General features: G+C 67.4%; 24 protein-coding genes. 13 read left to right on the forward strand and 11 right to left on the reverse strand.

All coding sequences use genetic code 11. The annotated features are described in order from the left end of the window. Nucleotides 1–7: 7 nt before the first annotated feature. Nucleotides 8–682 (reverse strand): hypothetical protein, encoded by a 675-nt coding sequence (locus FCG67_RS18520; RefSeq protein WP_136911163.1) that lies wholly within the window; start codon nt 680–682, stop codon nt 8–10. A gap of 77 nt (nt 683–759) precedes the next feature. Here FCG67_RS18520 and FCG67_RS18525 point away from each other — a divergent pair, with 77 nt between their 5' ends. The 3 genes from FCG67_RS18525 (at nt 760) to FCG67_RS18535 (ending at nt 4,183) form a co-directional block, all read left to right on the forward strand. After that, nucleotides 760–1,380: a transglutaminase-like domain-containing protein gene (locus FCG67_RS18525; protein ID WP_136911164.1), complete on the forward strand. Its 621-nt coding sequence runs from the start codon at nt 760–762 to the stop codon at nt 1,378–1,380. A gap of 118 nt (nt 1,381–1,498) precedes the next feature. Continuing rightward, nucleotides 1,499–2,407, forward strand: a complete 909-nt coding sequence (locus FCG67_RS18530) for a hypothetical protein (RefSeq protein WP_136911165.1) — start codon at nt 1,499–1,501, stop codon at nt 2,405–2,407. Between the two features lie 288 nt (nt 2,408–2,695). After that, a complete protein-coding gene (locus tag FCG67_RS18535; protein WP_136911166.1) occupies nt 2,696–4,183 on the forward strand; it encodes a GMC family oxidoreductase in 1,488 nt (495 codons plus the stop codon). 137 nt (nt 4,184–4,320) lie between these two features. On the opposite strand, the gene FCG67_RS18540 is transcribed toward FCG67_RS18535, so the two are convergent. Further along, nucleotides 4,321–4,935, reverse strand: a complete 615-nt coding sequence (locus FCG67_RS18540) for a TetR/AcrR family transcriptional regulator (protein ID WP_136911167.1) — start codon at nt 4,933–4,935, stop codon at nt 4,321–4,323. A gap of 75 nt (nt 4,936–5,010) precedes the next feature. On the opposite strand from FCG67_RS18540, the gene FCG67_RS18545 reads away from it, so the two are divergent. After that, a complete protein-coding gene (locus tag FCG67_RS18545) occupies nt 5,011–5,745 on the forward strand; it encodes an SDR family oxidoreductase (RefSeq protein ID WP_246045146.1) in 735 nt (244 codons plus the stop codon). Nucleotides 5,746–5,880: 135 nt separating this feature from the next. Here the strand turns inward: FCG67_RS18545 and FCG67_RS18550 are convergent, their stop codons facing one another. Then, nucleotides 5,881–6,612, reverse strand: coding sequence for a TetR/AcrR family transcriptional regulator (locus tag FCG67_RS18550; RefSeq protein WP_136911169.1), 732 nt, complete (start codon nt 6,610–6,612; stop codon nt 5,881–5,883). A 100-nt stretch (nt 6,613–6,712) separates the two neighbouring features. Between FCG67_RS18550 and FCG67_RS18555 the strand changes: the two genes are divergently transcribed. After that, entirely contained in the window at nt 6,713–7,897 is a 1,185-nt protein-coding gene (locus tag FCG67_RS18555) for an FAD-dependent monooxygenase (RefSeq protein WP_136911170.1), read from the forward strand. Nucleotides 7,898–7,995: 98 nt separating this feature from the next. Here FCG67_RS18555 and FCG67_RS18560 read toward each other — a convergent pair whose 3' ends face one another. Together FCG67_RS18560 and FCG67_RS18565 are read right to left on the reverse strand one after the other, a co-directional pair. After that, the gene (locus tag FCG67_RS18560) at nt 7,996–8,457 is read right to left on the reverse strand and encodes a HEAT repeat domain-containing protein (RefSeq protein ID WP_136911171.1); all 462 of its coding nucleotides are present in this window, start codon (nt 8,455–8,457) and stop codon (nt 7,996–7,998) included. Nucleotides 8,458–8,469: 12 nt separating this feature from the next. Further along, nucleotides 8,470–9,390, reverse strand: coding sequence for a poly(ethylene terephthalate) hydrolase family protein (locus FCG67_RS18565; protein WP_246045147.1), 921 nt, complete (start codon nt 9,388–9,390; stop codon nt 8,470–8,472). A gap of 45 nt (nt 9,391–9,435) precedes the next feature. On the opposite strand from FCG67_RS18565, the gene FCG67_RS18570 reads away from it, so the two are divergent. The 3 genes from FCG67_RS18570 to FCG67_RS18580 are packed head-to-tail and all read left to right on the forward strand — an operon-like array spanning nt 9,436 to nt 11,912. Further along, nucleotides 9,436–10,809, forward strand: coding sequence for a flavin-containing monooxygenase (locus tag FCG67_RS18570; protein ID WP_136911172.1), 1,374 nt, complete (start codon nt 9,436–9,438; stop codon nt 10,807–10,809). 30 nt (nt 10,810–10,839) lie between these two features. Next, nucleotides 10,840–11,259, forward strand: coding sequence for a DUF1707 SHOCT-like domain-containing protein (locus tag FCG67_RS18575; RefSeq protein WP_246045148.1), 420 nt, complete (start codon nt 10,840–10,842; stop codon nt 11,257–11,259). 29 nt (nt 11,260–11,288) lie between these two features. Further along, the gene (locus FCG67_RS18580) at nt 11,289–11,912 is read left to right on the forward strand and encodes an IMPACT family protein (RefSeq protein WP_136911174.1); all 624 of its coding nucleotides are present in this window, start codon (nt 11,289–11,291) and stop codon (nt 11,910–11,912) included. Between the two features lie 122 nt (nt 11,913–12,034). On the opposite strand, the gene FCG67_RS18585 is transcribed toward FCG67_RS18580, so the two are convergent. Both FCG67_RS18585 and FCG67_RS18590 read right to left on the reverse strand, forming a co-directional pair. Next, nucleotides 12,035–12,484 carry an SRPBCC family protein gene (locus tag FCG67_RS18585; protein ID WP_136911175.1) on the reverse strand — a complete coding sequence of 150 codons (450 nt, stop codon included), beginning with the start codon at nt 12,482–12,484 and terminating at the stop codon, nt 12,035–12,037. A gap of 129 nt (nt 12,485–12,613) precedes the next feature. Continuing rightward, nucleotides 12,614–12,949: a hypothetical protein gene (locus FCG67_RS18590; protein WP_136911176.1), complete on the reverse strand. Its 336-nt coding sequence runs from the start codon at nt 12,947–12,949 to the stop codon at nt 12,614–12,616. A 296-nt stretch (nt 12,950–13,245) separates the two neighbouring features. On the opposite strand from FCG67_RS18590, the gene FCG67_RS18595 reads away from it, so the two are divergent. Next, nucleotides 13,246–14,691: a DUF6924 domain-containing protein gene (locus FCG67_RS18595; protein WP_136911177.1), complete on the forward strand. Its 1,446-nt coding sequence runs from the start codon at nt 13,246–13,248 to the stop codon at nt 14,689–14,691. Between the two features lie 520 nt (nt 14,692–15,211). Continuing rightward, nucleotides 15,212–15,814, forward strand: coding sequence for a P-loop NTPase family protein (locus FCG67_RS18600; RefSeq protein WP_136911178.1), 603 nt, complete (start codon nt 15,212–15,214; stop codon nt 15,812–15,814). 38 nt (nt 15,815–15,852) lie between these two features. Here the strand turns inward: FCG67_RS18600 and FCG67_RS18605 are convergent, their stop codons facing one another. Beyond that, on the reverse strand, nt 15,853–16,734 hold the full coding sequence (locus FCG67_RS18605; RefSeq protein ID WP_136911179.1) for an SGNH/GDSL hydrolase family protein: 882 nt from the start codon (nt 16,732–16,734) through the stop codon (nt 15,853–15,855). Nucleotides 16,735–16,993: 259 nt separating this feature from the next. On the opposite strand from FCG67_RS18605, the gene trpB reads away from it, so the two are divergent. The 3 genes from trpB to FCG67_RS18620 are packed head-to-tail and all read left to right on the forward strand — an operon-like array spanning nt 16,994 to nt 19,696. Beyond that, nucleotides 16,994–18,178, forward strand: coding sequence for a tryptophan synthase subunit beta (trpB, locus tag FCG67_RS18610; protein ID WP_246045149.1), 1,185 nt, complete (start codon nt 16,994–16,996; stop codon nt 18,176–18,178). Nucleotide 18,179: 1 nt separating this feature from the next. Beyond that, the gene (trpA, locus tag FCG67_RS18615; protein ID WP_136911180.1) at nt 18,180–18,944 is read left to right on the forward strand and encodes a tryptophan synthase subunit alpha; all 765 of its coding nucleotides are present in this window, start codon (nt 18,180–18,182) and stop codon (nt 18,942–18,944) included. After that, nucleotides 18,941–19,696, forward strand: coding sequence for a GntR family transcriptional regulator (locus FCG67_RS18620; RefSeq protein WP_136911181.1), 756 nt, complete (start codon nt 18,941–18,943; stop codon nt 19,694–19,696). Before trpA ends, FCG67_RS18620 begins: the two co-directional genes overlap by 4 nt. A 20-nt stretch (nt 19,697–19,716) precedes the next feature. Here the strand turns inward: FCG67_RS18620 and FCG67_RS18625 are convergent, their stop codons facing one another. The 3 genes from FCG67_RS18625 to FCG67_RS18635 all read right to left on the reverse strand — a co-directional run bounded on the left by FCG67_RS18625 (nt 19,717) and on the right by FCG67_RS18635 (nt 23,642). Beyond that, nucleotides 19,717–21,888, reverse strand: coding sequence for a hypothetical protein (locus FCG67_RS18625; protein WP_136911182.1), 2,172 nt, complete (start codon nt 21,886–21,888; stop codon nt 19,717–19,719). Nucleotides 21,889–21,951: 63 nt separating this feature from the next. Then, the gene (locus FCG67_RS18630; RefSeq protein WP_246045150.1) at nt 21,952–22,746 is read right to left on the reverse strand and encodes a DUF1707 SHOCT-like domain-containing protein; all 795 of its coding nucleotides are present in this window, start codon (nt 22,744–22,746) and stop codon (nt 21,952–21,954) included. Between the two features lie 26 nt (nt 22,747–22,772). Further along, nucleotides 22,773–23,642: a DUF1707 SHOCT-like domain-containing protein gene (locus tag FCG67_RS18635; RefSeq protein WP_136911184.1), complete on the reverse strand. Its 870-nt coding sequence runs from the start codon at nt 23,640–23,642 to the stop codon at nt 22,773–22,775. Nucleotides 23,643–23,732: the final 90 nt, after the last annotated feature.

Below are 23,732 nucleotides of genomic sequence, written 5' to 3' on the forward strand. Positions count from 1 at the left end.
GTCGGTCTCAGCCGAGGAGGTTGACCGCGTTGGCGACGACCAGGCTGAGAATGACGATCGACAGGATCGATTGCACGGACATGGTGAGCTTCGCCCACCGCGCGAGCGGCATGACGTCGGTGGGGCTGAATGCGGTCGCGTTCGTCAGGGCCAGATACAGGTAGTCGACAAACACCGGCCGCCAGCCGGGTGCCGCGAGGCCGGGATCAATCTGCTGGGGGAATGCCAGATCTGGGTGGGTCCGGGGCTGCAAATGCCTGGTCACCGGTCCTCCGCCGTCGAGTTCCCAGTACAGGAAGCCAAATGCGAGGACGGTCTGCGACCATACAAGCGCCCCCGATACGAGTAGCTCGTTCGCCACGGTCGTTTGCGGGGCGCCGTGCAGCAGATCCCAGACGAGCCGTGCCGAACCCCACGCTGCGCCCGCAGCGATCGCCACCACGAGCGCGATCGACAGCGCCCGCACCCACCGGCCGGGCCGGTCGATGCGACCCGGGTCGACCACGATCAGGGTGAGGAGCACGAACCCCTCGATCGCGGGCAGCAACCAGTCGGTGCCCGGTGAGTAGCGCGCGGGAAGCAGGAACGGCACGGCCATCGCAACCAGGACGAACGCCGATGCGGTCCAGCGCCGCTCCGCACGGGACTCGCTACCTGAGGGGGTATGAGGATCGTCGCTCATCGTGGAACCCTCGTTCCTGGTGATGGGAACCTTTGGATGTCCGACCCAAGACCTGTGTAGAGCGGAGACAGATCAAGATGGTCGACTCGAAGGTACCGGAGTTGCAGGCCCTCGCGCCGGTGGCCGACTATCTGTTCGGCGACGACGTCGTACAGACGAGCGACCCGGGTGTGCGGTCGATCGCCGACCGCCTACTGGGCGAGTCTGTCGACCGAACGGACTATGCCCGAAGGGCGTTCGAGTTTGTCCGGGACGAAGTGGCGCATTCATGGGACGCTGACGATCCCCGCGTGACGGTGACGGCAGGCGAGGTCCTCGAGAGCCGGGTCGGATTGTGCTACGCCAAGTCTCACCTCCTCGCGGCGGTACTGCGAGTCGGCGGAGTTCCGACCGCGCTGTGCTACCAGTGGCTCGTCGATGACGGCTACTACATGCTGCACGGGCTCGTCGCCGTCAGCCTGGAGGGGCGCTGGCACCGTCTGGACGCTCGAGGCAACAAGGCAGGTGTCGACGCACAGTTCGACCTCGACGTCGAGCGGCTGGCGTGGCCGGTGCGGCCGGAACTGGGGGAGCGTGACTTCCCGACATTGCACGTCAGCCCGCCGCCGCAGCTGATCCGTGCGTTGCGCTCCGTCGACGACATCAGGTCCCTGGCCACCGGCGGCCTAGGAGTCCTGCCAGATCCAGAACCTGCGTAGTCGTCAACTACGCGCACCTTGCTTGGGCCGGCGCGGGTCTTGACACGGCGTCAGTCACGGCGTTTGACTGGGACGCAAGCTTGTTGCCTCGCCCGACGGTGTTCTGGGAGGTTGACGTATGCGCGTCATTGGATTCGCGGGTTCGGGGCATCGGCGCGGAGCAACTCCCCGCCGCAGGACCACCTCGTTGCTGGCACTGGTTGGAGCGTGCCTTCTCTCCCTGGCAGCTACCCAGACAGCCAGCGGCGAACCAGCGGCAGACGCCGTCGACACCGGGTTCGCGATCCCCTTCTCCGGGGCGCCCGGCTACGAGCGCCTCGCACCGACGCAGATGACCAGCTCGGGTCAGCTCAACCAGCCCCTCGGTCAGCAAGCGGCGGACGAGATTGCCGGCCAGATCGGGCTCAACAGGGCCGACGCCTTATCCGAGCAGCAGTATCGCGACCTCACGTCCGGCGGTGGAGTCGGCGGCAGCGTGGAAGATGCCGAGATGATCAATGCATGCGTCCAGATCCTGACCAATACGAACGGCCGCCCCGTCTATTCCAACGTAGACGGCAACTCCACACCGTCGGTTCTGGCCAGCTACGGGCTTTACGTGAACCCCAGCGGACTGCTGGAGAGCCCGGCCAATGCGGACGCGCCGACGAGGCAGGTGAACCCTCTGCTCGCTCCCGGCGGGTTTGTGGGCACCTGGATGCGGAACAACGGTGCGACCCAGACCCTGATAGCGCTCTACCAGTCGGCATACACGGTACAAGCGGTCTATGGCTTCGCAGCGCAACAGATTTCGGGGGCAGCTCAACTGGTCACCAACACCAAGGGGGGTGTGAGTTCGGAGGTGGGCATGTCGATGGCGCCGCCGCTCTGGATAGTGAACTTCGCCCTGCTCTACATATTGAATCCGTCCCTGGCGGCCGCGATGCCCGCCCACTGGGCTCCCATTCCTTCGGCGGTTGCCGACGCCGTGAAGTCGAGCCCCACCGGCCAGGTTCCTTTCAGCGACTATGCGTCCTACTTCCAGTGATCGATCACGGAGCCCCAGGCCGCACACAGCGGTGACCGTTGGGGCCATCCCGACTTCGGAGACTTCACCAGCGGGTCGCGCCACGTCGACCGGATGGAACGGCTGATCGCGCCGGAGGCCGCCGCGACGGCTACCGCGGACTCCTTGTATTCGAGTCGTGTCGACGCCGAGGTCGCGCAGAGTTCATGCAGGAACACATCCCAGTGATCCCGATCACAGAGCTGGCCACTAATGTGACCGAGTCGAGCACTGTGAAGCAATGGGCGAGCGAGTCGAGGCAGGGTGGCGATGGACGCGGATGTGATCGTCGTAGGCGGGGGCACCAGCGGTGCGGTATTGGCCGCACGGCTGTCCGAGGACCCGGATCGGCGCGTGCTGCTGCTGGAGCAGGGCCCGGACGACGCGGCGTACGACGACTCCGTCCTGCGGCCAACCTCGGCGGGGGACGTATGGGCCGGAACGCCTTTCGCTCGGGCGTTCCCGATGCAGGCCGGGCACACCACGGTCCAGATGGTGCGCGGGCGCGTCCTGGGCGGCACCTCGGCCGTGAACTACCTCGCCACGATGCGTGGCCAGCCGGCCGACTACGACGCGTGGGCCGCGCGGGGGCTCGACGGGTGGAGCTGGCCCGACGTCCTTGCGACGTTCCGGGCCATGGAGAACGATTTGGACTGCGGCGCATCGGAGCTGCACGGCTCCGACGGGCCCCTCGTCGTACGCCGCTCCACCCCCGACCAACAGACCGAATCCCAGCGGGCCTTCCTCGCGGGACTGCGGGAACTCGACGTGCCGTGGGCCGACGACGTCAACAACCCCGGTCAGCTCCCTGGCGTCGGGATCTTCCCGCTGACGGTGTCCGAGGACGGCGAGCGGCTGACCGTGAGCCAGGCGTACCTGACCAGGGAGGTCCGATCGCGACCGAACCTGACCGTCGAGACCGGGGTGACCGTGGACAGGGTCGTCGTCGAGGAGGGACGGGCGACACGTGTCCTCACCGCCGATGACCGGGAACTGTCCGCAGGCGAGATCATCGTCAGCGCCGGCGCAACCGGTTCACCCGCCCTGCTGCAGCGGTCGGGCATCGGTCCGAAGGAACTGCTCGACCGCCTCGGTATCCCCGTCGTCGCCGACATCCCCGGGGTCGGGGCGAACCTGCAGGATCACCTCGGCTTCCCGCTCCTCTATCACCACGCGGGCGGCAGCGCGCTGCGCGGCGGTCCTGTCCAGCCGGTGTGGGTGGGCCGCACGCCGCAGTCCGACACGATCGACTTCCACGTTCTGAACCTGCCGATCGGCGAACCGACCGCCGACGGCGCGTACTTCTCGGTCGTCCCGTACCTGCTCGATGTCACCGGGCGGGGAACGGTTCGGATCACCTCGGTCGATCCTGACGCCGAACCGGATGTGGCGATGCCGGTGCTGGCAGCGCACGACCTGGAACGCCTCGACTGGATCCTGGGTCGCATCGCCGCGCTGGAGTCGACCTGGCCGTTCGCGGGGCTCGGCGCCACCCGCGTCCAACCGATGGCAGACCTGAGCGCCGAAGGCGCCGCGGCAGACCTGGTCGACGGCGGCGTGATCAGCTACGCACACCTGGGCGGCACGTGTGCGATGGGTCCGGACGGAGACCCGCACGCCGTCCTGGACGCGCGCTGTCGCGTGCGCGGGGTCGAGGGCCTGCGGGTCGTGGATGCCTCGGCGATGCCGGTGCTGCCTGCGGGCAACACATACCTTGGCTGCGTGATGATGGCCGAACGTGCCGCGCAACTGATCTGAGCTACGGCAAGTTCTGCGGGTTCGACTTCGGTGGCCTGCGGCGGAACCGGTGGTTGGCCGGGATGGATTTGTCGCCGCGTTGATCGAATGCGGTACGGCCGATGAGCGGCATGCGAGTCGAATTCTTCTGCAGTGGATCAACTTCCGCCGGTCACGTCGGGGCCGAAGGCGGCCGTCAATGCTGCCGCGATCAGGTTGGACAGGTCCGGGCGACCGTCCTCGGTGGCCCAGCGCGTGAGGGCGGCGTTCATTGCAGCCAGGCAAGCGCCGGCCGCCGCCCAGGCGCGGAAGTCCGATTCGGGGTCGGCGGCGGCATCGCCGCGGAGGGCGTCGACGATGGCTTGCTGAGTGGCGTACTGACTGTCCAGGTGTCGGGCCCGGAGCGCCGGCACGGTGATCATCAGACGGAGTCGGTCGAGCAGTAGATCGTCGGCATCGGTCCGGGAGCCGCTGATCAGGTCGGCCGCCTCGATCAGGGCCCGCCCGATCCGTTGGACCAGCGCGCCGTCGGCCGGGCCTGCCGCGATCCGGTCGGCGATGAGTTGGTCCTGCTGACCGACCAGGACCAGGTCTTCCTTGGTGGGAAAGTGCCGGTACAGCGTCATCGGCGAGATTCCGGAGGCGGCAGCGATCTCGCTCAGAGTTACCGCGTCGTAGCCGCGTTCGGCGAACAGCGGGATCGCGTGGGCCTGGATCGCGCGCTGCGTCTCGGCCCGCCGGCGGTCCCGGAGGGTGGGTTGGGGAGCACTCATGTGGTATAGACTACCATCATGCTACTAACTAACAGTTCTGAGCATGATGGCCCGCTGGCGGGTCGAACCGCACTGGTGACCGGAGCCTCGCGGGGGATCGGGCAGGCGGTCGCCCTGCGGCTCGCTGCCGACGGCGCGACTGTGGCCGTGCACTACGGCACGGATCGCGCCGGTGCGACGGCGACACTGGCCGAGATCGAAGCCGCGGGTGGCGGAGGCTTCGTGGTCGGTGCCGAGCTCGGGGTGGACGGCGACATCGACGCCCTTTTCGACGGGCTGGCCGTTGGCCTGGCTGGGAGGCCGCTCGACATCCTGGTCAACAACGCGGCCGCGGAGCCGGCGGGTCCGATCGAGGCCACCACGCCGGAGCAGTTCGACCGCCTGTTCGCGGTCAATGTCAGGGCTCCGTACTTCATCATCCAGCGGGCTCTGCCGTTGCTCCCCGCCGGCGGACGGATCATCACCCTCTCCTCGGTGGCGGCCCGGATGGCCAACGCGACCCAGACCTCGTTCGCGATGACGAAGGGCGCGATCGAGACGATGAGCAGGACGCTGGCCAACGAGCTGGGGGTCCGCGGCATCACGGTGAACGCCGTCGCGCCCGGCGCGACCAGGACGGCGACGAACGGGGCCTACTTCGAGGCCCCGGGCATCGAGAATTTCCTGGCAGGGATGACCGCCCTGGACCGATTGGGGGAAGCGGCCGATATCGCCGACGTGGTCGGGTTCCTGGCCTCACCCGATGCTCGGTGGATCACCGGTCAGGTGCTCGATGCGAGCGGCGGCCTTTTTCTCGGGCCTCGGATCTGAATGACCGTCTTTCAGTGCATCATCGTCGGTTGATGTGAACGCGCCGCACCATCGAAAATCGCAGGCCCGGCAAGGGGATTCCTTCGCATCCGGGCTACTTCGGGCTTCATCATCGGTTGTGTCGCGGGGATCCGCCTACTTCCGTGCGCTGACGTAGGCCGCGATTCCATCGAGGATGCGGTCGATGCCGAATCGCAGGGCATCATTGCGTCCGGCATTCGGATCGGTCTGCTCGGCCGGGTCGGCGAACGCGGCCGCAACGCGCGGGAAGCTGTCGCCGTGGGCGGCCAGGATCGCGCCGATCTCCCTGACCAGCTGGCCCTCCATATCGTCGTCCTCGGTGGCCGAACCCACCTGCTGAACCAGGCTGCGGACGTGACCGAGCAGCAGCACCGCACTGTCGAGGCGTTCGGGGCCGGTCAGTGAGCTGCCGTCGAGCGCGGCGAGTGCAGTCTCGAGCCAGTTCAGTTCATTGGGACCGATGGGTCGGGGGCCGGTCGTGAGCTCGAGCGCCCAGGGGTGGGCGCGATAGCGGTTGAAAGCGGTCACGGCCCACACTGTCAGGTACTCGCGCCAAGGTTCCGATGAATCCGGCAGGGCTGCAGCCACTTCCGGCGCGGGTCCGAACGCCGTGTCCAGCATGACTGCTGCGAGCTCGCTCTTGCCGGGGACATAGCGGTAGAGCGCCATCTTGGCGCATCCCAGGCGTTCGGCCAGGCGGGCCATAGAGAGACTGGCCAATCCTTCGGCGTCGGCGAGGGCGATGGCCTCGGCGACGATCCGGTCCAGGGTGAGCGATGGTTTCGGTCCGCGCCTGGGCGCCTTGGTGACTCCCCAGAGCAGTTCGGCGGCGGTCGGTCCGGCCATGGTCGTCATCCCCTCGGAGTTCTTGACGTTTAACTGCGTCCATCATACGCTAATCACAAAACGGCGTCCGGTAGACACAGTTAATGGAGGGGTCCTCGACATGCGCAACACCACCGTCCTCATCTCCGGCGCCAGCGTCGCCGGTCCCGCCCTGGCCTATTGGCTGGACCGCTACGGCTTCGACGTCACCGTTGTGGAGAAGGCGCCCGCCCTGCGCGGCGGCGGCCAGGCGATCGATTTCACCGGCCACACGCATATGGCAGTGCTCGAGCGCATGGGCATCATCGAGGACATCAAGGCCCGCCAGACCGGCAAGACCGACATGGTGCTCGTCGATGCGCAGGGTCGGCAGCAGGCCCTCATCTCGGGTGAATTCACCGGCGGCGATATCGAGATCCTGCGCGGCGACCTATCCGAGGTCATGTACGAGCGCACCGCCGACAATTGCCGATACCTGTTCGGCGACACCATCACCGCCCTTACCGAAACCGCCGCCGGCGTACATGTGGAATTCGCCCGCGCGCCCGCCCGCACCTTCGATCTGGTCTTCGGCTGCGACGGCATCCATTCCCGGGTGCGGAAGCTGACCTTCGGTCCCGAACAGGACTTCGTCAAACATCAGGGCTACTACTACTGCATTGCCGGAGCCTCGCACTGGGAGCTCGACGGGAGCAGGCTGCGTGAACGCGCGGTGTCGCACGGTCACAATGCACCGGGGCGATTGGCTCTCGTGGGCGGCTCCAAAGCCGGTCAGATGTATCTGTTCGCCTCCCCAGAACTCGACTACGACCGGGATGATTTCAATGCACAGCGGCGCCTGGTTGCGGAGAAGTTCGCAGGCGTGGGCTGGGAGGTGCCCGGAATGCTGGCCGAGCTACCCGGCCTGGACGGCTTCTACCTCGACTCGATCAGCACGGTCAGCATGAAGACCTTCGTCAAGGGTCGCGTCGCACTGCTCGGCGATTCCGGCTATGGCAGCACACTCGCGGGTTTCGGCACCGGTCTCGCCGTTGTCGGTGCCTACGTGCTCGCCGGTGAACTGGCCACCGCGGGCGGCGATTACGCCGTGGCATTCAGCCATTACCAGGAAATGATGAAGCGCTACTGCAAGATGGCCAATGGTGCGCAGCCCGGGCGGTTCCTGGCGCCGAAGACCGCGTTGGGTCTGCGCTTGCGCAACTGGTTTCTGCATTCGAGGTTCTTCGACATGATGGTGAGGTCCGCGGAGAACTCGAAGAATGATATCGAGCTGAAGAACTACCCGGAAATCGTAGGTGCACAATGAAGTAGGGGTTATTGCAGTGTCCGACCCACGGGTCCGGATGCGGCCGCTTGCATTGGATTACTCAGCTGAGCATGCGGCTGGCCCGGCTGGGTGTGCGTTCAGGTGTCAAGCGGGTGGAACCAAGCGGAATCACGGCGCCGGAGGAACATGTCCAGTGCGGCTCCGACATTCTCGCGCACGAAGTCTTCTTGCTCCGCCGCGATCAGAGAGCGCATCGTCTCGAGTTCACGCTCGGCGCCAGGCAGGTCGAACACCGCACAACCAGCAGCGTTGCGGACATCCCAGTCGTCGTCTGTCCGGGCCAGGTGGATCAGTGCCCCGCGGCATCTCTCGGCAAGGGAATCGTCATCGATCCGAAGGATCGCGAAGACCCTTATCGCTTCGATCCTCACCAAGTCGTCTTCTGACACATCAGCCGCTACCGCGAGCAGAAATAGCGCCAGCAGGGGTCCGTCGCCATCCTCGGGAACGAATGTTCGCAGTGCGGAGAAACGCCTATCCGCGCTCCAATGCGCGAAGTCGGTGACCACGTCACGTGCAGCTGCTGATTCGGAACTCATGAATCTCTCGGTTCACCAACCCTTGACCGCAGTCCCGTCCCACCGTGGGTCGGCCAACAGCTCCGGTGCCGGACCGACGAAGGCGCGCGCGGCGTCGGTGTCGCCGGCGAGGGTGAAGCGCAACCACGCGGTGAGGTACCCGCGGAATCCGCCGCCGTCGGTGGGCCAGTTGTGCCCCACGCCCAGCAGGCGGCCGCGGGCCGCGGGCCCCGGGCTGACGGCGTGGTAGGCGGCCTGCGGTATGGCCGTCGAGACCGGATCCTCGGCCCCGGTCAGGTAGAACACCGGACCGGTCAGTCGAGCCACGTCGATTTCGTCCACGGGACGAGTGGCCCACCAGGGATCGGGCAGGTCGAGCACGGCGGTGGAGGTGATGAGTCCGTCGGAGTCGGTGCTGGCATTGATCGATCCCCCGGCGCCCTGCGAATGTCCGACCGCCGCGACGTGGCCGACGTCGATGCGATCGTGAAAGACGCTCTCCGGGTTGTCGTTCTGCGCCAGGATGTAGCGCGCTGCTGCCAGGATCTCGGTCCCGTCGCCGGTGACGCTGCTGTCGGCGACCACGACGACGAAGCCCCAGGAGGCCAGGTGGCGCAGCAGCTCCTCGTACTGCTCGTACGTCGCGTGGCTGCCGTTACCGAAGGTGACCACCGGATGGCGGTCGGGGCTGGTGGCGATGTCGGCGGGGTGGAACACCTGGTATCCGGTCACCGCAACCGATGTGACGGCGTGGATGCCGGTGGCCGCGTAGCGCTCGCTGACGGACTGCCCTTCCGGAGCGGCGGGAGCCGCAGGCGCCGCGGCACCTGCCGCGGGAGCCGATGCGAGGGCCGGTGCTGAGAATCCGGATGCCATCGGCATCGCGATGATCGCGGCGAGGAGCATTGTCCGGGCCTGTCGGGTGGTGGGCAGCAGGGGTCGCCGTAACGTCACGGAAACCGATGCTACCCAGCGTCGGCCCGTGCCAACATGGCCGCCATGCCCAATTTCGTCAAACCCCGGCGGAGCGCTCCGGCCGCCACCACGCCGGCTCCGAACGTCGAGACCCTGCCCCGCGTGTGCGTGATCGGTGCGGGATCGTCGGGCATCGCCGCGGCCAAGGCGCTCCACGTCGCCGGAATCCCGTTCGACTGCTTCGAACAGGGCAGCGTGATCGGCGGTAACTGGGTCTACGACAACCCGAACGGGGTGTCCGCCTGCTACGAGACGCTGGAGATCAACACGTCCTGCCCGCGGATGGCGTTCTCGGACTTCCCGATGCCCGCCGACTATCCGCCCTACGCGCGGCACGACCAGGTCCGCGCCTACTTCGAGTCCTACGTAGAGCATTTCGGGTTCCGGCACACCATCACCTTCGGCACCACCGTCGAGCAGGTCGAGCGTGCCCCGGACGGCACGTGGTCGGTACGGACGACCGGCCCCGCCGGCGAGCGCGTGGAGACCTACGACGCCGTGCTGGTCGCGAACGGGCACCACTGGGACCCCCGCTGGCCGGACCCCGCTCCTGGAACCTTCACCGGCGAGCAGATCCACGCCCACGACTACCGCACCGCCGACCAGCTCGCGGGACGCGACGTGGTGGTCGTGGGCATGGGGAACTCGGGTCTCGACATCGCGGTCGAGGCGTCAAAGGTCGCGCGCAGCACCACGCTGGCGGTGCGGCGCAGCCACTGGGTGATGCGCAAGATGTTGCTCGGCAAGCCCGCCGACCGATTCGTGATGCCGGGCTGGATGCCGGGTTGGGCGATCTCCGCCGGGCTCCGCGTCTCCGCGCTCACGGCCGGTGACATGACACGCTACGGGCTCCCGCGGCCGACGCATCGGCCCGGTCAGGCGCACCCGGTGCAGTCCGAGCAGATCCGTGCGCGACTGCGGGCCGGCGCGATCGCCCCACGTCCGACGATCGACCGGTTCGAAGGCGACACGGTCATTTTCGCGGACGGAACCCGGTCCCGGGCCGACCTCGTCGTGTGGGCCACCGGCTACCGGGTGAGCTTTCCGTTCTTCGACCCGGAGCTCGTCGCCGCGCCCGAGAACGACCTCCCGCTGTGGAAGCGAACTGTGCACCCAGATCTTCCCGGCCTGTACTTCGTCGGGCTTCTGCAGCCGCTCGGCGCGGTGATGCCGCTCGCCGAGGCGCAGAGCGCATGGATCGCTGAGACCCTCGCCGGCCGGTACCTTCCGCCGCCCGAGGCCGAGATCCGGTCGCAGATGACGGCCGAGCACGATCGCGCCAAGCGGCGGTTCTACAACTCTCCGCGGCACACCATGGAGGTCGACTTCGACCACTACCTCTGGAGTCTCGAGCGGGAGCGCCGGCGCGGTGCCCGCCGCGCCCGGGCCGCGCGCTGACCGCCTTCCTAGGATTGGTGGGTGTCCGACTTGAGTTCAGCTACGACCCGAGCACGGGACCTCGACCGTTCGCAGGCCTGCACTTTGCTCGACGCCGCGTACAACGACGGCCAGCTCGGTGTGGACGAGCACGAGGCCCGCACCGCGACCGCGATGCATGCGGCAACGATCGGTGACCTCAGCAGGCTGACTGCTGACCTGCAGATCCCGGCCCACCTCCTCGAGTTGTCGGGTGCACCCGAGGCCCCGGACCGCCGCTCCGGTCTGCGGTGGCGTGGACTGGTCGCGGTGGCCGCGGTGGTTCTCCTCGGCGGCTTCGGCTATCTGCTGTTCGGCCGCGCCTCCGGCACCGAGCCCCGCGTGACGGTGTATGTCGAGGACGGCGACGCCTACAAGGGGAACGTGACTGCGACACTCAGCGGCAAGCTCCTCGACATACAGGTCGCCTGACTGCGCCCGGAATTGGTGACTGGACCATCATGCCTTCCACGTTGCCTGCGGCCACCGACATCCTGGCCGAGATCGAGGTCAAACGCTCGCGGTTCATCGCGGTGCTGCGGCGCGTCGACGGAGCAACCGAGGCGCAGGACTTCCTCGACGAGCAGCGCCGCCGGTATCCCGATGCGCGGCATCACTGTTGGGCCTACACCACCGGAGACGAGCCCTCGGAGCGGGCCGAACGCGCGGGGGACGACGGGGAGCCCGGGGGAACCGCCGGGGTACCGATGTTGCAGGTACTGCGCACCCGGGACCTGGTCGACGTCGCGGTGGTGGTGACGCGGTACTTCGGCGGTGTCAAGCTCGGCGCAGGTGGGCTGGTGCGTGCGTACTCGGGGGCGGTGGCAGCGGTGGTCGACGCGGCGCCACTGGTCGGCCGCGAGCGCCTCGAGCTGCTCACGCTCGAGATCGGTCATGGCACCGCCGGCAGGGTGGAGGCCGAACTGCGCGGTCGCGGAGTCGCCGTCGTCGACACCGACTACGGGGCGGCCGTCACCCTCACCCTCGCCACCCGGGACCCCGCCCGGCTGGCCGACGCGGTTGCCGAAATCACAGCCGGCGCAGGCGAGCTCGTCGCGGCGGGTGCGCGGTGGGTGGACGTGTGAGCAGGCCGCGAGCGGCTGTCGACGCCGAGATCCATTGCGGTCCATTGAAGGTCAGGTTGCGATCGCCGGTCACCAGATCCGCCGCCCGGTGCGGATCGAGGTGAATCCCCGATCGTGGAACCTCACGTTTCAAGGTGGTCGAGTACCTCACGGAGCCGCGACAAGGTCACCTTCCATCCCCGCTCCAAGGCATTGCGTGCCATTCTCTGCCGCCGGTCATCGATATCAAATCCTGTTTGCGTCAACAGAAATCGCGTGCCATTACCCTGTGGCTGGATCGTCCAGTCAACGATCCACCGCGCAGGATGCTCGGCTCGCAGATCGACCCAACTCAGGGTCAACTGCTCACCTGGCCGAGCCGTCAGGATTTCGCAGGCGATCTCGGCGGTCGGCTGACTCGGTACTGCGAAAGTGAAATGCGTTCCGACAGACGCGGCGAACCCGATTGATCGCATCAACCATCGCTCAAGCAGAGCCGGTTCTGTCAGAGCACGCCACACGGCGTCTGGCGAATGCGGGAAGAAACTGCCGATCTCGACCGCAGCGGGATCCAACTCTGCATCAGCTATCACCGGTGCACCTCCTCAACGAATCCAAATATGATCGCCGGGGCGCGGTTGCCGCGGCGGGTCGCCCGCTGCTCGCGGCCGCTTTCTTCAACCTTCAGCGCCGCTCGACGTGAAACGGGCCCTCGCTGTTGGTCAGTACGTCGCGGGATCCCAGAAATAGAGCTGACGCGCAAATGCGCCGATCAAGAACCCTGATGGCGGGTTGAGAGCGTGCTTTCTTCCTTGTGGATCGAGCTGGTACACGGCGGTCATTCCGTGGAAGGAGACGCAGTGGATGTTGTCGGATCCGAAGGGGCTGAACGCAACCTTGTTGACGCGATTCCATGCGTCGAGTGCCCATGGCACCCGGAATTGGTCGCTGCACGGGTACTCACGCAAGCCGATATCTTGCGCCGCTGCGTTGGGTGCCAGGACGGTTCCGAGGTTGACTGCCAGTGCGCAGGCCGCGCCGAGCATTGTGCGGTTCATCTCGAATTGCCTCCCCCAGCAATAGGTGATCGACAGTCTGTCTATAGGGGCCGGCGGGTGCCGCGTTACAGGCGAGCCTGGCGTGGCCGGCCCAGGTTTGATGCCGCTCCATATGGCTGCAACTCGGTCCGGTCGTCGTCACCGCCGACGTGGTGGCGTTGGCGATCCCCGGCACGCACCGAATCGTAGTCAAGCGGACACATGACAGACGGTTCAGAAGCGCGAACGCGCGCGCCTTCCGTCCAACTTCTCGGACAAGTACCCGGCTGAATAGAGAAACGTCCTAGGTTGGGTGGATGTCGATGACGTGGCCGCAAATACGAGGTTTGAACTACAGCACGATGGGGCGGGCCGTCCGCGCCGACATGTGGTGCGATGACTCCTTCATGGGGCGGGCGTGGTTCTTGCCACCCACGACGTGGCGTATCGAGGACGCAGCCGGCGAAGCGACCTACATCGAGAACGGCACCGATGAGTACCGCCGCGCCGACGACGGAGTGATGGTCCACACCGCCAAATCTCCGAATCGGTTCGTCATGACCAGCGGTGCCGCGCCATGGCAACTCCTGCAGGCGTATGCCATGTGGCCACTGGAAGATTCAGGGACGGACCAGCGGCTGGTCCCGACGAGTCTGCCCCGTCTGGTGGAGGTCCGCGGCCGCGCGGGCTGGCAGGTCCAGTTCGCCGACGCTATGCCAAGTGGTGAGGTGACCTACGTGATCGACGCAGAACTGGGCATCGCCCTGTCGAGGTCCGAAGGTTCGCAGGTGATGGAACTGGCGGCACCCCATTTCGACGAGGATTTCGATCCGGCGTTGTTCACCTGGATCGGCCCGGTCCGGGAGGAAGAGGATCGGTTCGTCACCCCCGCTCAGCGCGAGTACGAAGCGAAGGCATTGGCGCTTGCGCAGATGCCGCGGCCGCAGGTCGCCTGGTTGCCGCGGACCATCGAAGTCCAACCGGTTGACGGTGATCCACGAACCGGGGCATTGGATCTGCAGGTGACGGCTCAGTACGGCTACCTCACTCTGCGCCAATGGGTCACCGAGGTCGGCGAGCCCGAGATCACCTGGATGCAAGGGCAGACACCGTTGCGTCACCGCGAAGCAGTCGGTCCATGGACGTTCGAGATCCGCAGCCACAACCTGATCGACTCCGACGACTGCGCACGAATCATCGGATCGATCGCTCCGGCTGACCCGCCGGCCGCCACCGCCGCACAGATCCGCGAGATGCTCGACCGTGACATAGCCGAACGGGCCGACGCCGAACTCAGTGAGATGTTGGGGACAGGTCGCCACCTCGACGACTACCTCGGCGATCGAGGCGGGGATTCATTGTTCATCCGAACCGATTTCAGCAACGGCGCCGCCTGGCGCGAGGTGGTCGCCGCGGCGATGGCAGCCGGCGAAGGCGACGAATCCGAATTCATGGCGTGCCTGACCTGTATCGACAACCCTGCGAACGACGGCCTGTCGATCTCAGAACTGCTCAAACGGATCGGTGACCAGCCCCCGTACTACGTGTTCATCGCAGACACCACCACGATCACCGACCCCGAACATCCGATCCTCGCTGTGGACACCGGACCCGCAGACTCAGGTCACGGCAGAGGCCAGACTGTGAGGGTGATCCCGTCACAGATGTGGTCCATCGAGAACAACCTCTCCCTCGCCAACATGGACTTCGAAGACTTCGCTGATGCTGCCGGCCCCGACGGGGTCTATCGCGGATTCTCCTGAACGAGCAGTGGTAGTCCCGGCGCTGCTCTCTGACAGGCGTTGTGCGTCGAATCCGGAGTAGGCCAGACCTTCCGCATACGAGTCGCGGACGCACCCGCGCTGGCCGCCGTGCAGGCAACTCGAGTAATCGCGTTGCTCGTTGGTACAGCTCCGACGTGCAGGAATGCGAGCTGGGGGACTCGACATGTATGAATGTGGCGTCATCCAGTCGCGCAACGGATTTCGCTGCCCGCTGGTACGACAACCCGACCATCAATTGAAGGAGTACATCCATGGGTTCTTCGGACGAACAGCTCGGCCAGATCGGCACCATCGCGGGAGTCGGCGCAGTCGGGCTCCTCGCGATCTGGGGTGGCGCAGGCCTGGTCTCGATGTCGTAGCACTCACGCGAGTCCGCTACCGGCAGGTCCAGCCCGTTCCAGATCGGGGCGGGCTTGACCTCCCGGTGCTGCTGCACGGTCTGGGTCGTGCCGTATGTATCGAGTGAGTGATGGTTCCGGGCGCGCCCTACATTGAGTGGATGGTCCGTGAGGCTGCTGCCACCCATTCGACGGCCGCATCTGTCCCGCGCAGGTTGCGTGTTCTGGGGACGTCCGGGGCCGGCAAAAGTCGGCTCGCGGCGCGAGTATCGGAGGTTCTCGGCGTTCCGCGCCTAGAGCTCGATGCGGTCTTCTGGGACGTTGATTGGACGTATCGCGATCTCGACGAGGCGCGTTCGCTTGTTCGCGATTTCACGGCCGAGCACCCGAACGGATGGGTGATCGACGGCAACTGGACATCGCGATTGGATGGCTTACTTGACCCGGGCACGCCGGGTGGCGCCGACGCGGTCGTATGGCTCGATCACTCCCGGCCGGTCGTGATGGGCAGGGTTATCCGCCGCACGCTTCGGCGCGGTCTCTTGCGCGAGGAGCTGTGGCACGGCAACCGTGAGAGTCCGTTGTCGTGGGTGAAGCGCAATCCGCAGGACAACATCATTCTCTGGGCATGGACACAGCACGCTGTCACTCGGCAGCGGATGGCAGCGCGAGTCGCGTCGGGGTGGCCACTGATTCGGCTTGCGGGACAGCGTGAGGTCGATGCGTGGCTCAGGTCGCTGGGCGAGCGTCACCTCGACGCGTGACGTTGGGGTGAGTACGTGCGACTGATGGTCGGTCCGGACTACTGCCGGATAGCTGCCATGACCTGATCCGCGAGTACGCGCTCACCGTCGGCGTTCGGGTGAACCGGAATCGGATGGGTGGAGCCGATCAGCGGCTCCACCAGCCGCTGCCCGACCGGCTTGCAGGCGTCGCGCCCCTCGGATACCTGCGCCATGTCCACGAAGGTCGAGCCGGTTTCTGCGGCCGCGCGCTCGACGGCGTCGTTGAGCAGGGCCTGCATCTGACGCAGGTAGCGGACATCGCCCTCGGCCACCGGCATCTGGGGATAGCAGCTGCCGCTGGCGGGCAGCAGCCACGGGTAGCCGACGATGACGACGCGGGCGCGCGGTGCCTTGGCGTGGATGTCGTGTAGCGCGGTGACCAGTGCGGGGTAGGTCTGGTTGGCGATCGGATCGGTCAGGCTGGTCCCGTGCCGCGCGCGACAGGGGTCGAACGCGCTGGGATGTTTCACCAGCGCCTCGACGCAGGTCGCCATTGCGCCTGAGAAGGTGTCGTGGTTGTTGCCGCCGATCATCAGGGTGACCAGATCGGTTGTAGGCGAGAGCGATTCGAGCTGGGGTCGCATGCCCTCATGCTGGGCGCGGTAGAAGGCGTCCGTATCCGCGCCGCCGCAGCTCACGTCGGTGAGCTGATAGCCGAGCTGCGCGGCAACGATGTGTGAGAAGTTCTGCTCGGACTGCCAGCACTTGGGCTCTTGGCTGGGGGCGATCGGGGAGATTCCTGATCCGGCGCTGAAGCTGTCGCCGAGATTGACGTACTCGCGACCGGGCTGGGGATCGGCCGGCGTGGATGCCGATGCCGACCCGGCCGCAACCCCAATGACGGCGACCAGTGCCCCCAGTGTCGTTACGAACCGCCTGACTCCAGCCCTCAACCCCATAGCGCTCTCCCTTTGTCGTGTGGCCGGCGGTCGCACGGCCACTCACGCCGTGTGGCCACGCCAAGCTGAAAATGGCATTTTCGCCTGCCATTGGCCGAGGCTACCGGACGGCGCATCGGTGGGGGATGGGTGGTTGGTCGAAGATGGCGCAATGAGCCAAGGGCGGTGGGCTGGCGATGAGGCTTCGCTATGCCTGCGCGGGCTGCTACCTTAGTATTGTTCTATAACACTAGAACGCTAGAACGTATTGGGGGTGGGTGTGGCCAAGTCACCAATGGGCGACCCTGGGTTGTCTGGCAGGTTCGGCCGATTCGGTGGGCGATACGTCCCCGAGGCGCTCGCGCCGGCATGCCGCGCGGTCGAAGCAGGGTTCCGCGATGCGTGGGCGGACCCGGAGTTCCGGGCGGAACTCAGTCGACTCCTGGCCGAGTACTGCGGGCGCCCGACGCCCGTCACGCGGGCACTGCGGCTCTCCGAGGAGCTCGGTGTCCGCGTCCTGCTCAAGCGCGAGGACCTCAATCACACCGGCAGTCACAAGCTCAACAATGCTCTGGGCCAAGCACTCCTGGCCCGCAGGATGGGCAAACGCGAACTCATGGCGGAAACCGGCGCCGGTCAGCACGGCGTCGCCACGGCAACGGCCGCTGCACTGCTCGGCATGAAGTGCACCGTGTACATGGGCGAGGTCGACATGGCCCGGCAGGAGCTCAACGTCTACAGGATGGAGACGCTCGGCGCGCAGGTGATTCCGGTTCGAACCGGCGCCAGGACGCTGAAGGATGCCACCAGCGAGGCCTTTCGGCATTGGGTCACTCGGGCGGACGAGAGCCACTACTGCCTGGGCTCGGTGCTCGGGCCGCACCCCTACCCGTGGATCGTTCGCGAGTTCCAGTCCGTGATCGGGATCGAGGCCGCGGCGCAGTGCGCGCAACTGCTCGCCGGCGGCGTCCCCGACATCGTCGTTGCGTGCGTCGGCGGCGGATCCAACGCGGCGGGAACGTTCGCCGGGTTCGCCTCGTCGCAGGCGCGCCTCGTCGGCGTCGAGGGCGCGGGTGGCGCCGGCGCCACCAACGGCACCCTGGGTGTGCTGCACGGGTCGATGTCGTTGTATCTGCAGGACGATGCGGGGCAGGTGCTCGAAGCGCATTCCGTCGCTGCCGGTCTCGACTATCCGGGGCTGGGGCCCGAGCATGCCCACCTTGCCGAGCTCGGTCGCGCGGACTACGTGACCGTCACCGACGAGCAGGTCCTCGACGCGGCTGGGCAGCTCGCGCGACTCGAAGGCATCTTCCCCGCCCTGGAGTCCGCGCACGCGCTCGCCTGGGTTGCGCAGGCCGCCCGCGAACGACAGTTCGCTCCCGACTCCACCGTCCTGGTCACGGTGTCCGGCCGCGGCGACAAGGATGCCGAACAAGTCAGGAGGCTCGACCGTGAACGTGCTTGAGATGACGCTTCGCAAGGTCCGCGACAGCGGCTCCAAATGCCTGATCGGCTATGTCATGGGCGGGATCCGAGAGGATTGGACCGATCTCGTGCAGGCCATGATCGACGGGGGTGCCGACGCCGTCGAGATCGGGCTCCCGTTCTCGGACCCGATGCTGGACGGGGCAGTCATCCAGCGCGCCTCCCTCGCCGCTCTCCAGCGGGGTGCGCAGGTGGAACGAATCCTGGACGAGCTCCCGGACTCGTCCGTGCCGCTGATCGCCATGACCTACTGCAATCACCTGGTCTCGCGCGGCGTCCCGAACTACCTGGGTGCGATCGCTGCCGCCGGAATCAGTGGGTCCATTGTCGCGGATCTGCCGTTCGAGGAATCGGCGGATTATCTCGCGGCGGCCCACACTGCGGGCGTGTCCCCGGTGCTCATGGCGGCCCCGTCGACCCCGGCGGACACGGCGCAGCAAATCACCAGGGCCAGTGGTGGATTCGTCTACTCGATGGGCGCGATGGCGCCGACCGGGCGGCACCGGACCACGGACGAGGGCGGGTGGGGGTCCGCCCACCGCCTCCGGTCGGCGGACGGTCTGCCGGTTGTGATCGGGTTCGGAATCGACTCACCCGAGCGCGCGGCGCGGGCCGCTCGGCACTCCGACGGCGTGGTCGTCGCCTCGGCGCTGATGGACCCGGTGCTCGACGGTGCGACCGCGGCGTCGATCATGGGAACCGTCCAAGACTTCCGCCAACGACTCGACGAGGCAGCAAATCCGTGACCAGGCAATCTCGACTGCCCAAGTACCTGGCGATCTACGACGACCTGCGGGCCAGGATCGACACCGGCGAATGGCAGTCCGACGACGCATTGCCCGCGCAGCGTGAACTCGCGGCGTCCTACGGTGTCACGATCATGACCCTTCGGCAGGCGCTGCAACTGCTGGAGAACGACGGGCTGATCGAGATGCGTCCGGGCGCGGGCACCTTCCCGGCGAACAAGCGGTACACCTACAACCTGCTCCACCTATCGGGATTTGCAGACGATCTCAGGGCACAGGGCGCCAACGTCGAGACGCACATTCTCGGGTCCGCGTGGGAGATTCCGCCACCCGAGGTCGCCCGCTCCCTGCGCCTCGGGCCGACCGAGCAGGTGCTCGTGGTCACCCGCCACCGCGTGATCGACACGCATCCCGCCGTGCTGCAGTACTCCTACATCCCGCGGAGCATGGGCATCTCCCCGGATGAACTGGTCGACGCGTCGCTCTATCAGGTTCTCGCACAACACGGTTACCCGGTCGCCTCGGCCAACGAGTCGATCACCGTCACCACGCTCGGTGCTGCCGAAGCCGAACTGCTGGCGCGCCCGGAGATCAGCCCGGCGATGCTCAGTCGCCGAACGAACGTCACCGAGGACGGCACCCCGGTCCTGCACGACACCGCCCTGATCCCGTCCGACATCGCGGAGATCCACATCGACCGCGGGCCCCAGCAGCTTCGCGTCACCTATCGGATCAACGACCGGCGCACCTGACGACGTGGGTACGGCGGGGTTCAGTCGATCTCCAGGTCGTGCAGGATCGGGCGCAGGCGGGCAAGGGCGCGTTCATCCTCGACAGCGGTGTCGCCGCTGGAGTCGAAGCGCTCGTCGCGGTCCACGAGGGAGCGGAGCTTCTTCGCGACGTCGCGGCGGACCGTTGCCGGTGCTGCCGCCAGCCGTTCGGCGAGGCGGAGGCCGAGATCGCGTGCCCACCGGTCGGTCACGGCACCTGCGACGATCTTCACGATTCGTGCGGGAGTGCCGGGCAGGGGCAGCCCGAGGTCGAGGAGGGCGATCGCGGCGGCGGCACCGGCTTTGATGAGCGGGCCGTTGTAGTTCTTGCGGTCGGTGACGACGAGGTCGGCGAGCAGCGCCTCGAAGTCGTTGTGCGCCTTGGGCAGTAGCAACTGCTGGGCGCGCCACTCGAGCGCGAGACCGATGGCTTCTTCGATCGGGCCGCGCCCATCGTCGATGATGCTGCGCAGCACGGGCCAGCCGGTTGCGGCCTCGCCCGCGTCGAAGGCAACGAGAATGCGTAGTGAGGCGAGCTGGTTATCTCGCTGGTAGTCGCTCGTCGCGGCTTCGGCGCCGACGAGGCTGCGGCACCAGTCGAGGAAGCGCGGGTCGGTGCGGTCAGCCCAGTGCGCGAGTACCGCGGACTCCTTGTGTTCGAGGTCGGCGTCGAGGACGCGACGGAAGTCCTCCGGGTCCTTCGTCAAGCGTGCGAGAGCGAGCAGCACGGTCGCGTCGCCGGAAACGCTCGCCTCGCGGACGCGGTCGATGCTGGCGGTGTCGCCCCATGTCGCGAGCGCGTCGGCGGACTGCTTCGGCGCGACCGCAAGCAGCGCCTGTACCTCGGGCCGGGCCTCGGCGGTGGTCTCGGCCGGCCAGGAGGCGAGCAACTCGATGAGGTGTCCGGCGCCGTCGCGGGACGGATCGGCAGGCGGCTGCTGCCGCAGCGCCTGCCGGATGCCGACGATGAGCATGGTGGCGGACGGTGCGTGTTCGCGCACGAGCGCGTAGCCGAGCGCGGAACGTCCCGACGCGGAGGTGGCAACCATGAGGCCGCGCGCGGCGGGGTTCGTGAGCAGGGCCTGAGCCATCGGGCGAGCCCACCGTCCGTCGCCTGCCCGCAGCAGAGCGAGCGCGGAATCCGCTCGAGCATCCGTGTCGAAGGTGCTCGACCCGATGGCGGAGGTGTCGCCGCCAGTCACCCGCTCCGCGAGGGCGACGAGCAGGTCGCAGACCTCGGGTATCGGTGGGCACTGCCGGAGCGCAGCGATCATCGCCTCCGGCCTGGCCTCAGGCAGCGCCGCCAGTGCCAGCAAGCGACGGACCGCCGCCGGAGCGTTGCGCCGGGAACCGATGACGACATCGACGAGTCCTGCGATCGTCGTCTCGTCCGGCGCCGGCAGCGCGGCGAGTACGACAGCCGATGCCTCCGGGTTGACCTCGCTCAACCATTCCGGGAGGTTTCCGACGCCGAACGCGATGCGGGGCGCCACCTCGACGGCGAGCTCCCATCCCGCTACGAGCGCGTCGAGATCGGTGGTCTCAGTGCCCCCGGCCGCGATCCGCGCGAGCGCAGCCGCCATCACCAGGCCGGGATCCCCGTCAGCGAGGGCGGCCGAGACATCGACACCGAGAGTCGTGAGCGCGGCGACACATGCCTGCTCGACCTGCTCCGCCGGGCGGGCGCTCGCCCGCGCCGCGAGCGTGTCGAGGGCAGCGGAATCGGCCGTGCGCGCAGCGGCCTGCAGCAATGCCGCGGCCGCGGCCTCCGAGCCGTCGTCGACGATCAGTGGTCGCACGAGCGCCGCGATCTGGGTCAACGAGTCCCGGGCCGACCGGACGAGGGCGGCCGTCTCGACATCGTCCAGCTCGACCTCTTCATAGGCACGCACCGCGTCGTCGAACATCAGCAGCAACCACGCCGTGCTCTCCGCATCCGCGGTCTGCCGTGCGCCGAGCACCGCCGCGATCGACGTCATCGCGGGCGCGGTCGAGTCATAGAGGGTGCCCTGATGCAACACTGCCGCCCACAGTTCGTGCAGCGACTCCTCGACTGTCTCCGCCCCGGCGAGCGCCTCGATCCAGCCGGGCACATCGCTCGCATCGCCGTATGCGTGTTCCAGTGTCGGCCAGTCGACCTCGGCGAGGTGGGTGCTCCAGTGCACGCTGTTCATGGGTCTCCTTGTCATCGAACAGCCCGGTGTCGGGCAGGTCCGTTTCGCCTGCAGGTCGAGGAACTACCGGTCGCTTCGGTGGACGCTGCGGACGGTGCCGTCGAAGCCGGCAGTCAGGAAGCCCTGCGCCCCCGAGTCCTCGTTCCGCAGGTAGATGCCCACGGCCGGTCCGTCGTCCCCGCGGTCTGCGATCAGGTAGATGTCGGTCGGGTCGCCCACACCGAGCGTGCGGTCGGCGCCGTAGAGCAGCCCGATCAGTTGGGGAACGTTCGGACGCAGCTCCGCGAGGTCGACGGGCACGCCCTCGGTGCGGGGCGACGTTCCGTTGTCCGTGATCCGGGCCCGCCCGTCCTCCACCTCGTACCGGTACGACTGCTCGCGGCCGGGTTGGCCGGGCACCGCGCGTGAGAACGTCGCGTAGTCGGGGTAGACGGTCAGCTGGTCGACCTCTGAGTCGCCCAGCTGGTGGGCTATCGCGTCGAGCATCCGCCCGAGACCCGCCGCGGTGGTCAGTTCCGCTTGCGCTCCAGCCGGGGTGGCGGCCGGATCGTCGTGGTTCCGACTCGACGTGACCACCACGATTCCGCACACCAGGACGACGACAGTCGCGAGCGCGACGGCCCAGCGGGTGCTCCGCGGCGGTGACGGCGCGCTCACGCTCTCCCGCAGTTCCGCAGGCACCTGCAGGTCCCGCACTAGTCGATCGAGGTCGGCCAGCGTGCGCGCCGACCCGGCTGCCTCGACCCGATTCCGGTGCTCGAGATCGCTCAGCTGGCCGTCGGCGAACGCCGAGTCGAGGGCGTCGCGCACCGCGGCGCGGTCGACCTCGCGGGCGCGCAGTCGCGTTGTCGCGGCCATGGGGCGGAGGCGATTCGGCATGATCGTCATCCCTCGGCCGGGGAGACGTCGACGACCGAGCCGTCCAGACGGGTGTTGACGGATCCCGATCGGTCCGCGTCGTCCTTGAACAGGACGGTGACCAGGCCTTCGGTTGGCGAGTCCGGGCGTACGAAGATGTACTCCACGCTTCCCGACGGCATCCCGACACGGTTCGCCCCCGTCGCGATCACGTCGCCGAGTCGGTCCACGTCGAGGGCCGCGAGGTCGACCGTGGCGGTGTCGAGGGGCCGCGACTCCGGATCCCGCGACGTGGAGAAGCCGGCGCGGAAGCTCCAATCCTGTTCGCGGTGCGGCTGGTCCTCCAGCATCCGGGTCACGAACACGTAGCTGGAGTAGAAGGTCACCTGGTCCACCCGCAGATCCCCCTCGAACTTCACCCCGAGCTGACGCACGAATTCGCGGACTCCGTCGGTGGTGAGGGGATCGATCGGCTCGATCACGATCGGCTGTGGCTCGCCCGCCGGGCTCGGCGCGGGGGCAGGAGCCTGCTGGGCCGCGGCGACGTCGGTGGTCTCGGGTGCCGCGTCGTCCCCGCGGGTGGTGAAGAGCAGGGTTCCGCCGACCGCCAGGACCGCGGCGACGAGGGCGGCCACGACGCGTCCGGGAACCCGTTGCCGAGGCACCGGTTCGGGCGCCGTCGCGCGGGTGGCCTCGACGAGATGCTCGGGGATCTGCAGGTCCGAGACCAGCGCGTCGAGGCCACCGAGCGTCTTGGCCTTCATCGCAGCGGCGGTGCGTGCCTGGTACTCGGCTGGCTCGAGCTGTCCCTCACCGTATCCGGCGTCGAGCAGCCCGCACGTCTGGGCGCGATCGATGTCGCGCGCGCGAGTTCTGGAGGAATCCTGCTCAGGCACGCACGTGATCGTAGGAAACCGTTCGGAGTCGTGTCCGCCCGCCTCCGACTCGAGCCGGCCCCGACCTGTCAATACCTTGTGTCGGTCCCC

It is taken from the genome of Rhodococcus oryzae, from assembly GCF_005049235.1.
Lineage (GTDB): Bacteria > Actinomycetota > Actinomycetes > Mycobacteriales > Mycobacteriaceae > Rhodococcus_G > Rhodococcus_G oryzae.

Excerpts from the sequence above, each read along its gene's own strand:
- FCG67_RS18555 (WP_136911170.1), top strand. The coding sequence starts at position 6,713 with ATGCGCAACACCACCGTCCTCATCTCCGGCGCCAGCGTCGCCGGTCCC.
- FCG67_RS18605 (WP_136911179.1), bottom strand. The coding sequence starts at position 16,734 with ATGGGGTTGAGGGCTGGAGTCAGGCGGTTCGTAACGACACTGGGGGCA.
- FCG67_RS18540 (WP_136911167.1), bottom strand. The coding sequence starts at position 4,935 with ATGAGTGCTCCCCAACCCACCCTCCGGGACCGCCGGCGGGCCGAGACG.
- FCG67_RS18590 (WP_136911176.1), bottom strand. The coding sequence starts at position 12,949 with ATGAACCGCACAATGCTCGGCGCGGCCTGCGCACTGGCAGTCAACCTC.
- trpA (WP_136911180.1), top strand. The coding sequence starts at position 18,180 with ATGACGCTTCGCAAGGTCCGCGACAGCGGCTCCAAATGCCTGATCGGC.
- FCG67_RS18550 (WP_136911169.1), bottom strand. The coding sequence starts at position 6,612 with ATGGCCGGACCGACCGCCGCCGAACTGCTCTGGGGAGTCACCAAGGCG.
- FCG67_RS18580 (WP_136911174.1), top strand. The coding sequence starts at position 11,289 with ATGCCTTCCACGTTGCCTGCGGCCACCGACATCCTGGCCGAGATCGAG.
- FCG67_RS18535 (WP_136911166.1), top strand. The coding sequence starts at position 2,696 with ATGGACGCGGATGTGATCGTCGTAGGCGGGGGCACCAGCGGTGCGGTA.
- FCG67_RS18600 (WP_136911178.1), top strand. The coding sequence starts at position 15,212 with ATGGTCCGTGAGGCTGCTGCCACCCATTCGACGGCCGCATCTGTCCCG.
- FCG67_RS18595 (WP_136911177.1), top strand. The coding sequence starts at position 13,246 with ATGTCGATGACGTGGCCGCAAATACGAGGTTTGAACTACAGCACGATG.
- FCG67_RS18570 (WP_136911172.1), top strand. The coding sequence starts at position 9,436 with ATGCCCAATTTCGTCAAACCCCGGCGGAGCGCTCCGGCCGCCACCACG.
- FCG67_RS18630 (WP_246045150.1), bottom strand. The coding sequence starts at position 22,746 with ATGGCCGCGACAACGCGACTGCGCGCCCGCGAGGTCGACCGCGCCGCG.
- FCG67_RS18530 (WP_136911165.1), top strand. The coding sequence starts at position 1,499 with ATGCGCGTCATTGGATTCGCGGGTTCGGGGCATCGGCGCGGAGCAACT.
- FCG67_RS18560 (WP_136911171.1), bottom strand. The coding sequence starts at position 8,457 with ATGAGTTCCGAATCAGCAGCTGCACGTGACGTGGTCACCGACTTCGCG.
- FCG67_RS18525 (WP_136911164.1), top strand. The coding sequence starts at position 760 with ATGGTCGACTCGAAGGTACCGGAGTTGCAGGCCCTCGCGCCGGTGGCC.
- FCG67_RS18625 (WP_136911182.1), bottom strand. The coding sequence starts at position 21,888 with ATGAACAGCGTGCACTGGAGCACCCACCTCGCCGAGGTCGACTGGCCG.
- FCG67_RS18520 (WP_136911163.1), bottom strand. The coding sequence starts at position 682 with ATGAGCGACGATCCTCATACCCCCTCAGGTAGCGAGTCCCGTGCGGAG.